Origin of the sequence: Aquabacterium sp. (assembly GCF_016195855.1) — a bacterium.
Lineage (GTDB): Bacteria > Pseudomonadota > Gammaproteobacteria > Burkholderiales > Burkholderiaceae_C > Aquabacterium.
Genome location: NZ_JACPYU010000012.1, coordinates 15,700 through 26,943 on the forward strand (window position 1 = coordinate 15,700; position 11,244 = coordinate 26,943).

13 protein-coding genes are annotated in these 11,244 nt (G+C 64.6%); 3 read left to right on the plus strand and 10 right to left on the minus strand.

What is annotated here, in order from left to right:
- Nucleotides 1–6: 6 nt before the first annotated feature.
- Nucleotides 7–1,251, plus strand: a complete 1,245-nt coding sequence (gene purT / locus HY019_RS10180; RefSeq protein WP_290691597.1) for a formate-dependent phosphoribosylglycinamide formyltransferase — start codon at nucleotides 7–9, stop codon at nucleotides 1,249–1,251.
- 44 nt (nucleotides 1,252–1,295) lie between these two features.
- Here the strand turns inward: purT and HY019_RS10185 are convergent, their stop codons facing one another.
- The gene (locus HY019_RS10185; protein ID WP_290691600.1) at nucleotides 1,296–2,063 is read right to left on the minus strand and encodes a Crp/Fnr family transcriptional regulator; all 768 of its coding nucleotides are present in this window, start codon (nucleotides 2,061–2,063) and stop codon (nucleotides 1,296–1,298) included.
- A 149-nt stretch (nucleotides 2,064–2,212) separates the two neighbouring features.
- Here HY019_RS10185 and HY019_RS10190 point away from each other — a divergent pair, with 149 nt between their 5' ends.
- Nucleotides 2,213–2,536 (plus strand): HigA family addiction module antitoxin, encoded by a 324-nt coding sequence (locus HY019_RS10190; RefSeq protein ID WP_290691602.1) that lies wholly within the window; start codon nucleotides 2,213–2,215, stop codon nucleotides 2,534–2,536.
- Between the two features lie 118 nt (nucleotides 2,537–2,654).
- On the opposite strand, the gene HY019_RS10195 is transcribed toward HY019_RS10190, so the two are convergent.
- The 5 genes from HY019_RS10195 to bamE all read right to left on the minus strand — a co-directional run bounded on the left by HY019_RS10195 (nucleotide 2,655) and on the right by bamE (nucleotide 6,890).
- Nucleotides 2,655–4,154 carry an AMP nucleosidase gene (locus tag HY019_RS10195; RefSeq protein WP_290691604.1) on the minus strand — a complete coding sequence of 500 codons (1,500 nt, stop codon included), beginning with the start codon at nucleotides 4,152–4,154 and terminating at the stop codon, nucleotides 2,655–2,657.
- A gap of 181 nt (nucleotides 4,155–4,335) precedes the next feature.
- On the minus strand, nucleotides 4,336–4,779 hold the full coding sequence (locus HY019_RS10200) for a biopolymer transporter ExbD (protein WP_290691606.1): 444 nt from the start codon (nucleotides 4,777–4,779) through the stop codon (nucleotides 4,336–4,338).
- Between the two features lie 21 nt (nucleotides 4,780–4,800).
- Nucleotides 4,801–5,457 carry a MotA/TolQ/ExbB proton channel family protein gene (locus HY019_RS10205; RefSeq protein WP_290691608.1) on the minus strand — a complete coding sequence of 219 codons (657 nt, stop codon included), beginning with the start codon at nucleotides 5,455–5,457 and terminating at the stop codon, nucleotides 4,801–4,803.
- Nucleotides 5,458–5,474: 17 nt separating this feature from the next.
- The gene (gene dapB / locus HY019_RS10210) at nucleotides 5,475–6,302 is read right to left on the minus strand and encodes a 4-hydroxy-tetrahydrodipicolinate reductase (RefSeq protein ID WP_290691610.1); all 828 of its coding nucleotides are present in this window, start codon (nucleotides 6,300–6,302) and stop codon (nucleotides 5,475–5,477) included.
- A 51-nt stretch (nucleotides 6,303–6,353) separates the two neighbouring features.
- Nucleotides 6,354–6,890, minus strand: coding sequence for an outer membrane protein assembly factor BamE (gene bamE / locus HY019_RS10215; RefSeq protein ID WP_290691612.1), 537 nt, complete (start codon nucleotides 6,888–6,890; stop codon nucleotides 6,354–6,356).
- Nucleotides 6,891–7,068: 178 nt separating this feature from the next.
- Between bamE and fur the strand changes: the two genes are divergently transcribed.
- Nucleotides 7,069–7,515, plus strand: coding sequence for a ferric iron uptake transcriptional regulator (gene fur, locus HY019_RS10220; protein ID WP_290691614.1), 447 nt, complete (start codon nucleotides 7,069–7,071; stop codon nucleotides 7,513–7,515).
- Between the two features lie 33 nt (nucleotides 7,516–7,548).
- Here fur and hprK read toward each other — a convergent pair whose 3' ends face one another.
- The 4 genes from hprK to HY019_RS10240 all read right to left on the minus strand — a co-directional run bounded on the left by hprK (nucleotide 7,549) and on the right by HY019_RS10240 (nucleotide 11,218).
- Nucleotides 7,549–8,511 carry an HPr(Ser) kinase/phosphatase gene (hprK, locus tag HY019_RS10225; protein WP_290691618.1) on the minus strand — a complete coding sequence of 321 codons (963 nt, stop codon included), beginning with the start codon at nucleotides 8,509–8,511 and terminating at the stop codon, nucleotides 7,549–7,551.
- Between the two features lie 58 nt (nucleotides 8,512–8,569).
- Entirely contained in the window at nucleotides 8,570–9,040 is a 471-nt protein-coding gene (locus HY019_RS10230; protein ID WP_290691620.1) for a PTS sugar transporter subunit IIA, read from the minus strand.
- 336 nt (nucleotides 9,041–9,376) lie between these two features.
- A complete protein-coding gene (raiA, locus tag HY019_RS10235; protein WP_290692024.1) occupies nucleotides 9,377–9,727 on the minus strand; it encodes a ribosome-associated translation inhibitor RaiA in 351 nt (116 codons plus the stop codon).
- 240 nt (nucleotides 9,728–9,967) lie between these two features.
- Nucleotides 9,968–11,218 (minus strand): MFS transporter, encoded by a 1,251-nt coding sequence (locus HY019_RS10240; protein WP_290691622.1) that lies wholly within the window; start codon nucleotides 11,216–11,218, stop codon nucleotides 9,968–9,970.
- Between the last annotated feature and the right edge of the window lie 26 nt (nucleotides 11,219–11,244).

Consider the following 11,244-nt stretch of genomic DNA (forward strand, 5'->3'; position numbering starts at 1 on the left):
CCCATCATGACCCAGCCCGTCCAGACGCTGCCGCTTGGCACCCCCCTGTCCCCCTCCGCCGCACGGGTCATGCTGCTGGGCGCGGGCGAGCTGGGCAAGGAAGTCCTCATCGCCTTGCAACGCCTGGGTGTCGAAACCATCGCCGTGGACCGTTATGAGCACGCGCCCGGCCAGCAGGTGGCCCACCACGCGCGCACCATCACCATGAGCGACCCGGCCCAACTGCGCGCTCTCATCGAGGCCGAGCGCCCCCATCTGGTCGTGCCCGAAATCGAGGCCATTGCCACGCCGGTGCTGGAAGAACTCGAAGCCCAGGGCGTGGTGCGCGTCATCCCGACGGCCCGCGCCGCCCGCCTGACCATGGACCGCGAAGGCATCCGCCGCCTGGCCGCCGAGACCCTGGGCCTGCCCACCAGCCCCTATCGGTTCTGCGACTCGCTGGCCGAGTTGCAAGCCGCGATCGCTGGCGAGAACGGGCCAGGCATCGGCTACCCCTGCATCGTCAAACCGGTGATGAGCTCATCGGGCAAAGGCCAGAGCAAGATCGACGGCCCGGCCGATGTCGACAAGGCCTGGGACTACGCCATGGCCGGTGGCCGCGTCAGTCACGGGCGCGTCATCGTCGAAGGCTTCATCGATTTCGACTACGAGATCACGCTGCTGACCGTGCGCGCAGCCGGCCAAGGTGCCACGCAAGGCCAGGTCGCGACGTATTTCTGCGAACCCATCGGCCACCTGCAGGTCAGCGGCGACTATGTCGAGAGCTGGCAGCCCCACCCCATGAGCGCCCAGGCCCTGGCCAAGGCCCGCGAGATCGCCAAGGCCGTGACCGACAACCTCGGCGGCCAGGGCCTCTTCGGCGTCGAGTTGTTCGTCAAGGGCGACCAGGTCTGGTTCAGCGAAGTCAGCCCACGCCCGCACGACACCGGCCTGGTCACGCTGTCCACGCAGGTGCAAAGCGAGTTTGAACTGCATGCGCGCGCCATCCTGGGCCTGCCGGTGGACACCCGCTTGCGCGCCCCTGGCGCTTCGGCCGTGATCTACGGCGGGGTGGACACGCAGGACGTCGTGTTCGACGGTGTGGCCGAGGCGCTGTCCGAGCCCGGCACCGACCTGCGCCTGTTCGGCAAGCCCGAGAGCTTCGTCAAACGCCGCATGGGCGTGGCCTTGGCCACCGATGCCACCGTGGATGCCGCCCGCCAGAAGGCCCGCACCGCCGCCGCCAAAGTCAAGCCGCGCGCCGCACGCTGATGCCTGCCGAGCGCTGATGCCCGCCGATTCGCACACCAGCTCGGTCAGCCCTTGATGTCCGCATCGGTGTCAGGCATCGGGTAGGGCAAACCGGGGTTGATCGCCCCGGCCTTGGTCACCAGCGCCGCCATGTCGACAATCTCGATCTCGGCGTAGTGCAAGGCCAGCACGCGTTCGCGCTCCAGCGCACGCAGCGACTTGTTGATCGTCTGGCGCGACACCCCCAGCATGCGCGCCAGGTACTCCTGCGGCAAGCGCACACGCCGGCGCACGCTGGGGTTGGTGGACTGCCCGAAATTCGTGGCCGAAAACAGCAGCCGCCGCGCCACCTGCTGCTCGATGGACAGCGAGGCATTGTCTTCAATGGCCGTGAGGATCAGGCGCAGCTTGGCGCAGGCCAGGCGCGCCAGATCACGCCAGTTCTCGGGGTGCTCGGCCAGCCACTCCATCAACAGCGGGCCGCTCACGACCATGACGGTGCTGTCGGTATCGGCGATCGCGTCCTGGCTGCGCGGCAGGCCATCGATCATCGAGACCTCGCCGAACCAGTGATAAGGCTCCACGTACATCGTCAAATGGTGCGAGCCATCCTTGGGGTTGATGGACCCCAGCTTCAAGGCCCCCGCCACCACGCAGCACAGGCTGTCTTGCGCCTCGCCGCGTGAAAAGAGGATCTCGCCCGGCCCGATGTGCCACAGGCGCGAACGCTCGACCAGGGCCTGCTGAAAAGGTGCAGGGCAACTGGCAAACCAGAGATGGGATTTGAGCGCTGGCAACAAGGTCAGCGGCGTGGATTCGGTTCGGCGCGCCATGGTTTCGTCAAACGGTAAATGGACTCAGTGTTTACCCGCAATACCCCGAAATGGTTAGATGAATTGCGTGTAATTGTCTAAGTTTTGACAATCTAAATGAGACAAACCTCATACGATCGGACCAGTATCTATGAAAAACCCTTAGTCCTATGAGCAATTCACAAGCTGTGCATCCCGGCGCCATCCTGCGTGCCAAGTTCATGGAACAACATGGCCTGTCGGCCAGCGGTCTGGCCATTCGCCTGCACGTACCGGCACCCCGTGTGAACGACATCGTGCGCGAACGCCGTGGCATCAGCCCCGACTCGGCCCTGCGTCTGGCCCGCTTCTTTGGCACCACGCCTCAGTACTGGATGGACCTGCAAACGGCCTACGACCTGCGCGTTGCAGAAGACCTGGCTGGCGAACAGATTCGCCGCGAAGTGGCCCCTGTGCCCGTCGCTGAAGCCCCCGTTCTGGCCGCCGCTGCCTGAACGCTTGAGAACAGGCTGCAGCCGCGCTCCACGAGCCTGCCAGCAGCCTGTCACGCGGCCTGACCCTGGGTAAACCGGTCAGCGCCGCGCAGCCAAGTCAACCAGAACTGGTTAGCCTTTATTGGAACGCCACCTCGGCGAAACTGCGCAGCTTACGGCTGTGCAGTTGACCAGCCATATTGGCCCTTAAACGCTCAATGGCGCGCAAGCCAATGCGCAGATGCTGGTCTACCCGCTCGCGGTAGAACTGGTTGGCCATGCCCGGCAGCTTCAACTCGCCGTGCAGCGGCTTGTCGCTCACGCACAGCAGCGTCCCGTAAGGCACACGGAAGCGGAAGCCGTTGGCCGCAATGGTCGCGCTCTCCATGTCCAGCGCCACCGCACGGCTCTGGCTGAAGCGGCGCTCGGGTTCACGCTGCGGCAGCAACTCCCAGTTGCGGTTGTCGGTCGACGCCACCGTGCCCGTGCGCATGATGCGCTTGAGCTCGTAGCCATGCAGCTGGGTCACGTCGGCCACCGCCCCTTCCAGCGCGAGCTGGATTTCGGCCAGCGGCGGGATGGGGACCCACAAAGGCAGATCCTCGTCGAGCACGTGGTCCTCACGGACATAACCGTGCGCGAGCACATAGTCCCCCAGTTGCTGCGTGTTGCGCAGGCCCGCACAGTGTCCCAGCATGATCCAGGCATGCGGACGCAAGACCGCGATGTGGTCGGTCGCCGTCTTGGCATTGGCCGGCCCCACCCCGATGTTGACCATGGTGATGCCACTGCGGTCCTTGCGGATCAGGTGGTAGGCGGGCATCTGTGGCAGGCGTGGCGGCACCGAACCCAGTGCATCCGCGGCCTCGACAGACTGCCCGACGCGCCGCGTGATCACGTTGCCCGGCTCGACAAAAGCGATGCAGTCGTCGTCGTCGCGCGGGTTCTTCGGGTCGGGCGCGCGGCGCATCAACTCGTGGCCCATGCGCACGAACTCGTCGATGTAGAACTGGTAGTTCGTGAACAGCACGAAGTTCTGGAAGTGCTCGGGCGAGGTGCCGGTGTAGTGGCGCAGGCGGTGCAGCGAGTAATCCACACGCGGTGCGGTGAACAAGGACAGCGGCCGGGGCGCGCCGCCGCGTGTCTCGTAGGTGCCATTGGCAATGCCGTCGTCCATCGATGCCAGGTCAGGCAAGTCGAAGCGATCACGCAGCAGCAAACGGCGCTCGGCCGACATGCTGCCTTCCAGGTGCTGGTGTTCGGCCAGGCTGAAGTGCACGGGGATCGGATCGGCCCCCAGGCCCACCTCGATGGACACGCCGTGATTGGCCAGCAGCAGGTCGAACTGGTCACGGTAATAGTCGGCGAACAGATCGGGGCGCGTCAGCGTGGTCTCGTAGGTGCCGGGCCCGGCCACAAAGCCATAGGACAAGCGGGAGTCCGCGCGGGCCACCGTGTCGGTGTGGATGCGCACAAAGGGGTACTTGGCGCGCACATGGCCCTTGAGCTTGTCGCCGGCCACAAAGCGCTGGAGCGCATCACGCAGGTAGGCAATTTGCGAGTCGTACAGGCGCGTCACGTGATCCAGCGCGGCCTGCGCGTTGTCGAATCGCTGGGTGGGGAACTTCGGGGCTGCCATCTAGGGATCCTGACCAACAGTCAACTTGCAGACCATTGTGCGCGCGGCCATCGGGCCTGGCGCAGCGAAATGCAAGGCTTGTGGCCCCTTGTCGTTCGCGGCCGACATCAGACCCGACATCTGCCCCAACAACAGACAGGGCGATGCCTTGGCGCACGCTGGCGCGCTTTAAGATGGCTTGTTATTTCGACGCGGCCGCAGCCGCAGCACCCGGCGCTTCGGTCACGAAGGCGATGCGGTTGAGCCCCGCCTTCTGCAACACGCCGATCAGCTCGGCCACGCGCCCATAGGGCACGCCCTTGTCGGCACGCAGTTGCACCTCGGTGTCGCGGCGCCGCTTGGCCAGCTCGGTGGCCTGCCTGGCCACGGCCTCCAGCGAGCTGTCCTGATCGTCCAGGTGCACCGCGCCGTCGCCCGTCAAGGCCACGGCCAGCACCGTCTGGTTGTTCTGCGGCGCAGGCGGGGCATCCGCCTTGGGCAGATCCAGCTTGAGCTTGGACGTCATCAAGGGCGCGGTCAGCATGAAGATGACCAGCAGCACCAACATGACGTCGATCAGCGGCGTCATGTTGATCTCGCTCATGGGCTGGCTGCCCTGTGGTCGCTCCAGACGCCCGAATGCCATGGCCGTTCCTTACTTGCTTGCTCAGTCGCGGGCTTGCGCGCCCAGCAGGGCTTCGCGCAGGTCGTGGGCAAAGCCTTCCAGATCGGCCTCGCAGGCCGACACGTACTTGCCAAAGATGTTGTAGGCCAGCACGGCCGGGATGGCCACGGCCAGGCCGGCGGCGGTCATGATCAGCGCCTCGCCCACCGGGCCTGCCACCTTGTCCAGGCTGACCGAACCTTCGGTGGCGATGCCCATCATGGCGTGGTAGATGCCCCAGACGGTGCCAAACAGGCCCACGAAGGGCGACACGGCCCCCACCGAGGCCAGCAGCACCTGCCCCACCTGCAGGCGCGCCAGCACGCCATGCAGGCTGTCGCGCAGGCGGCGTGTCAATTGGGCCTCAGGCAAGGCGCGGGCCTCCAGCGTACCCGCAGTGGCCGGCTCGCTCACGGCATCCACCAGCGGCAGCAGCACGCCTTCGCGGTCCAGCCCCTGCAAGGTCTGACGGGCCGAGACCATGTCGGGCGACTGCCAGAAAGCCTGCACGCCCAGCGTGAGGTCACGGCGGGCCCGCTTGAGCAGCCAGCCCTTCCAGAAGATCACCACCCAGGCGCTGATCGACATCAGCAGCAGCATGATTGCCACCGCACGCCCGATCGCGTCACCCTGCTCCCAATACTGCGTCAAACCACCCATGCCGCGTCCTTGTTGGATTACTTCAGGCCCAGCACATCGTCCATGCCGAACAGGCCATGGGGTTGGTGCGACAGGAAACGCACGGCACGCAGGCTGCCCTGGGCATACGTGGCGCGGCTGGAGGACTTGTGCGTGATCTCGATGCGTTCGCCAATGCCGGCAAACAGCACGGTGTGGTCGCCCACGATGTCGCCGCCACGCACGGTGGCAAAGCCGATGGTGCTGGGGTCGCGCTCGCCGGTCACGCCTTCGCGGCCGTAGACCGCGCATTCCTGCAGGTTGCGGCCCACGCCTTCGGCCACAATCTCGCCCATCTTCAGGGCGGTGCCGCTGGGCGCGTCCACCTTGTGGCGGTGGTGTGCTTCGATGATCTCGATGTCGTAGCCTTCCTTGAGCGCCTTGGCAGCCTGCTCCAGCAGCTTGAAGACCACGTTCACGCCCACGGCCATATTGGGCGACATCATGATGCTGATGTCACGTGCGGCATCCTGGATCTCGGCCTTCTGGGCATCGGTGAAGCCGGTGGTGCCGATGATCATCTTGACGCCCAGTTCACGGCACACGCGCAGGTGTTCCATGGTGCCTTCAGGGCGGGTGAAGTCGATCAGGTAGCGCGCGTTCTTCAGGCCGGCACGCAGGTCGGCCGTGATGGCGACACCGCTGTTGGCGCCCAGAAAGGCCGTGGCATCGGCACCGACAGCAGGACTGGCTGCGATGTCCAGCGCGCCAGCGAGTTGGGCGTCAGCGGCGTTGTGCACGGCCTCGATCAACATGCGGCCCATGCGGCCGGAGGCACCGGCAATGGCAATCTGGTGGACGGGGCTGGCGTTGGCGGCGGTGCTCATGCAGTCAAATCTCGGTGAAGCAGTTGAATCTGGGGGAAATGCGGCTCGGGCTCAGCGCTTGCCGGCTTCCAGGGGCGGGTAGGCGCGCACAGCGCCTTGCGGCACGGTCTTGACCACGTCGCTCTTGGGCGGCACCGGCAAGGCGGCGATCTGCTCGGGCGTCAGGTTCTCCACGTCCTTGCCTTTGACAGGCTTGTCGATGGAGGCCACGAAATCGCGCTCGCTGGGCAGCGGCTCGGTGTCAAAACGCTCCACCGCATCGTTCTTGAAGAACACGCTGACACGGCGCTGCTGGTCGGCCACGCCCTGGCGGCGGATGGTGAAGACGTAGTCCCAGCGGTCGGTGTGGAAGGGGTCGGCCAGCAAGGGCGTGCCCAGGATTTCCTTGACCTGCATGCGGCCCAGGCCCGGCTGGATCTGCGCCATGATTTCCTGCGTGACCACATTGCCCTGCACCACGTCCACCTTGTAGGGCTCAAGCAGGCCGAACAGCGTCTCGGGCTTGCTCAGCGACAAATTGCTGCAGGCCGACAGCATGGCCACGGGGGCCAGCCAGAACAAAGCGCGGCGAAGGGGTTTCAGCGTCATGGATGAGCAGCTTGGTTGGTGCCCGGGGCAGGCGGGCGGAAAACAGGAATCAACCCGCGCAGCACGAATGCCACGCAGCGACAAGGCCCGACCATTTCACAGGTCTCGCCCATGTCGATATCATTGGGCATTCTAGCGGGGGCCGATCAAGGTTGCTCCGCAGCCGGAGCCTCCACCCATGACCCACGCAGAAGAACTCAAGAGCAGCGGGCTCAAAGCCACCCTGCCTCGCATCAAGATCCTGGAAGTTTTCCAGGCGGCCGCCCAGCGCCACATGACGGCCGAAGACGTCTACAAGGTCCTGCTCACCGAGGGCTCGGACATCGGCCTGGCCACGGTTTACCGTGTGTTGATGCAGTTTGAGCAGGCCGGCATCTTGTCGCGCAACCATTTCGAGGCGGGCAGCGAAGCCGGCAAGGCCGTGTTCGAGCTCAACGAGGGCAAGCACCACGACCACCTCGTGTGCGTGAACTGTGGCCGGGTGGAAGAGTTTTACGACGCGGAAATCGAGCGCCGTCAGCAGGAAATCGCCCAGGAACGCGGCTACAAACTGCAGGACCACGCCCTGGCGCTGTACGTGATCTGCGAACGTGAAGGCTGCGCCGGCAAGGCCAACGGCCGCTGAGGCTCAGCCCAAGTCAGCCCCAAGGGCAGCGCTTCAGTTGCCGCCCCGCTCCATCGCGCGCTGGTGGCGCTCGATGAATTCCTTGTAGGTGTCGATGCCGCGCAGTTGCAGCACGGTGTTGCGCACGGCAGCTTCCACCAGCACGGCCAGATTTCGGCCAGCGTCCACCGCGATCACCGCCTTGCGGATGGGCACGCCCATCACCTCTTCGAACAGGGGCTCGTAAGGCAGGCGCTCGAACTCGCGCTCCATGGTTTCCTTGCGGACCAGGTGCACGATGAGCTTGAGGCGCATCTTGCGGCGCACCGCGGTTTCACCAAAGATGGCCTTGATGTCCAGCAGGCCGATCCCGCGCACTTCCAGCAGGTTGAGCAGCAACTCGGGGCAGCGGCCCTCGATGGCCGTGCGCGAGACGCGGAACAGGTCCACGGCGTCATCGGCCACCAGGCCATGGCCACGCGAGATCAATTCCAGCCCGAGTTCGCTCTTGCCCAGGCCGGATTCACCTGTCAGCAGCACGCCCAGACCCAGGATGTCCATGAACACGCCGTGGCGCGTGATGCGCTCGGCGAAATGCTGGGTGAGGTAGCTGCGCAGCACGTCGATGACGTGGCCGGCCGGCTCCTGGGTGACGAACAGCGGGATGCCAGCTCGGCCACACATGGCCACCAGCTTGTCAGAGGGCGCCTGGGCGTCTGCCACCACCACCACGGGCGGCTCCAGCGTCACGATGCGCTGGATGCGGCGCTCCTGGTCCTCAGGAGTCGAGCCCGAGAAATAGGCGGCCTCGCGCCGGCCCACGATCTGGACGCGGTAAGGATGGATGTAATTGAGGTAGCCCACCAGATCGGCGGCGGACTGCGCGGTTTGAACGGCTTCTTCGTCGAAACGGCGCTCAGGGTGTGCGTGCCCGGCGATCCACTCCCAGCGCAAAGCCCCGCGGTTGGCTTCGAAAAGCGCTTCGGCACTGATGATGGCGAGATCTTTGACGCTCACGAGTGATCTGTTTGGTTAACGACAGGATCTCATGATGCCCCAGCCACGCCCGAAAAGACTAGGCTACCGACTTCAGCGGCTGCCAACGCTCGATCAAATCGTGAACCTGAGCCGCATCACCCTCGGTTTTGAGGCGTTCGCGCAACTCCCGGTCAGACAGCAACTCGGCGATTTCGGACAGGATTTCCAGGTGACGCTGGGTGGCCGCTTCGGGCACCAGCAGGAAGATCAGCAGGTTGACGGGCTCGTCGTCCGGCGCGTCAAAAGGAATGGGCTGGCTCAGGCGGATGACGGCGGCCAGCGGGTTCTTCAACCCCTTGATGCGGCCGTGCGGGATGGCCACGCCATGCCCCAGGCCGGTCGAACCCAGCCGCTCACGGGCAAACAGGTTGTCCGTCACGATGGCGCGGGCGATGGCGTGCTGATTCTCGAACAGCAGCCCAGCGTGCTCGAAGACCCGCTTCTTGCTGCTGGCGTCCACGTCCACCAGCACCTGGCTGGCGGGAAGGATGGCTGATAGTCGATTCATCTTGATTCAAGCAGGGGTGACGGCGAGCACCTTGACCCCGGCTACCGGGACGGATGAGGGGCGGATTATAGGGATAGCGTGACAGCGATGACTTATCACACCAACCCTCGATTTAAGGGATTCTGCACCCTTTGCTGCACCGCAGCAAGGGGCAAATTACCCAAAACGCCCCGGAACACCCCGATGCCCGGGTGAAATCCACTCTAGTCCGATCGGTTCGCGTCAGCCCATGAAAAACGGCCCCGAAGGGCCGTTAACTTGGTGTCTACCTGCGCTGGCGACCCGCAATCAGGCATACCAAGCACGCTGTTTGAGGCTTGCGGCGGCAGCGCGTGCTTATTGAATAGCGTCCCAGGACGAATCCTGACGCTTGTGGGATGTGTGATGGTGGTCCTGCACGCGATCCTTGTGGCGGCAGACCTGACGATCCAGCTTGTCCATGAGTTGATCAATGGCGGCGTACAGATCTTCGTGAGAAGTCTCGACGAATATGTCCTTACCCTTCACATGCACAGTGACTTCGGCCTTTTGACGGCGATCCTTTTCCTTTTGCTTTTCAACGGTTAGCAAGACATTGACGTCCACGACTTGATCGAAATGACGGGTCACTCGATCCAACTTAGTGAGTACATACTCACGCAGCGAAGGGGTAACTTCCAGGTGGTGGCCACTGATCGTCAAATTCATACTGCCTCCTTTCGAGAGCAGAAGCGTTGAAGACACCCGGCTGGCGAACCAGCGGCAAAGCCGCATTTTTGTTACGGCTTCACTACCGATTTCATTGCTGAAAATCGTCGACCGGAAGGCCAGTGTGCGCCTGTCGGCGCGGCCTGACAAGTGCATCGCCTCAGTATTTGTATGGAGGTCGAGGGGGCCGTGAAGAAAACCCGCTATCGCTTGAGACAGCTCAAAACCCCTGTCAAACCCTCACCCTCGGGCTGGGGCGGACTGTGTATGCAGGCGCAGCCGGCCCACCCACCAGACCATGATCAGCGTGGTCACGAGGGCCAGCCAGCCGGCGCGGCCGTAACCCTGCACCAGGCCTTCGGGCGTGCGTGAAATCATCAGGCCGCCCACCCAGGCCGACACGCCCATGGCAGCCGATTGCAGGGCCCCGTTGACGCTCATGAACGAGCCGCGCACAGAGGGCTCGGGCGCCGCGGTCAGCAAGGCCATGCCGGGCACCATGCGCCCCGAGACGAACACGAAGAAGGCCGTGGTCACCAGCAGCAGCACCGGCAGCGCCACGACGGGCAGATGGGTCAGGGCCAGCATGGGCAGCACGGCCAGCACGCTGATGACGCGGAACATGAGGACCTTGCCCCAGCGGTCAGTGAGGCGTCCCCACAGACGGGCCGTGAACAGCGTGGCCACACCGCCTGCGAAGTACACATAGGGCACCTGCTCCTGGCTCAGGCCCACATTGGAGGTCGTGTAGATCGTGATGTAGGGAATGATGCTGAAACTGCCCGAGAGCATCAGCATGGACAGCGCGAACGCCCGCCAGTGATTGGGCTCGGCCAGCACGCGCTTGAGTTGCGTGATGGGTGGCTGAGCCGATACACCGGTCATGTGCCCCCGCAGCAAGGGCACCGAACGCCAGGCCGCAACCAGCACGACCAGCGAAGCCGCCGTGATGGCAAAGAAAGGCATGTGCCAACCCCAGCGGCTGGCCATCCACAGCGACAGGGGTACCCCCGCCACCGTGGACATCGAAAACGCCGACATCACCAGCCCCATGGCCTGCCCGCGCCGCTCGAAAGGCACGGCATCGCCCACGATGGTCTGCACCAGTGCGCCCAGCACGCCGCCGAACACACCGGCGGCCACGCGCGCCGCCAACAAGGCACCATAGCTTGGCGCCAGGCCGCAGGCCAGCGTGGCCACCGCAAAGCCGGCGTACACCAGCAGCAGCGCACGCTTGCGCTCGAAACGGTCGATCACCATGGAGACCAGCAAGCCCGACAGGCCGGCGGCCAGCGAATACGCCGAGACCAGCAAACCGAACTCGGCATCACTCACATGAAAGAGCTTGGTGAGCTGCGGCCCCAGCGGCATCATCACCATGAAGTCGACGATGTGCGTGAAGTTGATGGCCGCCAGGCTCCACAGCAGCAGGCGCTCGCGCACCATCAAGGTGGAGGGTATGGGTGGGGCCGTCGAAGCGGTGGAGCTCATGGCAATCGGGCGGAGGCGGTCAGTCA

Excerpts from the sequence above, each read along its gene's own strand:
- HY019_RS10195 (WP_290691604.1), bottom strand. The coding sequence starts at position 4,154 with ATGGCAGCCCCGAAGTTCCCCACCCAGCGATTCGACAACGCGCAGGCC.
- HY019_RS10200 (WP_290691606.1), bottom strand. The coding sequence starts at position 4,779 with ATGGCATTCGGGCGTCTGGAGCGACCACAGGGCAGCCAGCCCATGAGC.
- purT (WP_290691597.1), top strand. The coding sequence starts at position 7 with ATGACCCAGCCCGTCCAGACGCTGCCGCTTGGCACCCCCCTGTCCCCC.
- HY019_RS10230 (WP_290691620.1), bottom strand. The coding sequence starts at position 9,040 with ATGAATCGACTATCAGCCATCCTTCCCGCCAGCCAGGTGCTGGTGGAC.
- HY019_RS10205 (WP_290691608.1), bottom strand. The coding sequence starts at position 5,457 with ATGGGTGGTTTGACGCAGTATTGGGAGCAGGGTGACGCGATCGGGCGT.
- HY019_RS10185 (WP_290691600.1), bottom strand. The coding sequence starts at position 2,063 with ATGGCGCGCCGAACCGAATCCACGCCGCTGACCTTGTTGCCAGCGCTC.
- fur (WP_290691614.1), top strand. The coding sequence starts at position 7,069 with ATGACCCACGCAGAAGAACTCAAGAGCAGCGGGCTCAAAGCCACCCTG.
- bamE (WP_290691612.1), bottom strand. The coding sequence starts at position 6,890 with ATGACGCTGAAACCCCTTCGCCGCGCTTTGTTCTGGCTGGCCCCCGTG.
- raiA (WP_290692024.1), bottom strand. The coding sequence starts at position 9,727 with ATGAATTTGACGATCAGTGGCCACCACCTGGAAGTTACCCCTTCGCTG.
- HY019_RS10190 (WP_290691602.1), top strand. The coding sequence starts at position 2,213 with ATGAGCAATTCACAAGCTGTGCATCCCGGCGCCATCCTGCGTGCCAAG.
- dapB (WP_290691610.1), bottom strand. The coding sequence starts at position 6,302 with ATGAGCACCGCCGCCAACGCCAGCCCCGTCCACCAGATTGCCATTGCC.
- HY019_RS10240 (WP_290691622.1), bottom strand. The coding sequence starts at position 11,218 with ATGAGCTCCACCGCTTCGACGGCCCCACCCATACCCTCCACCTTGATG.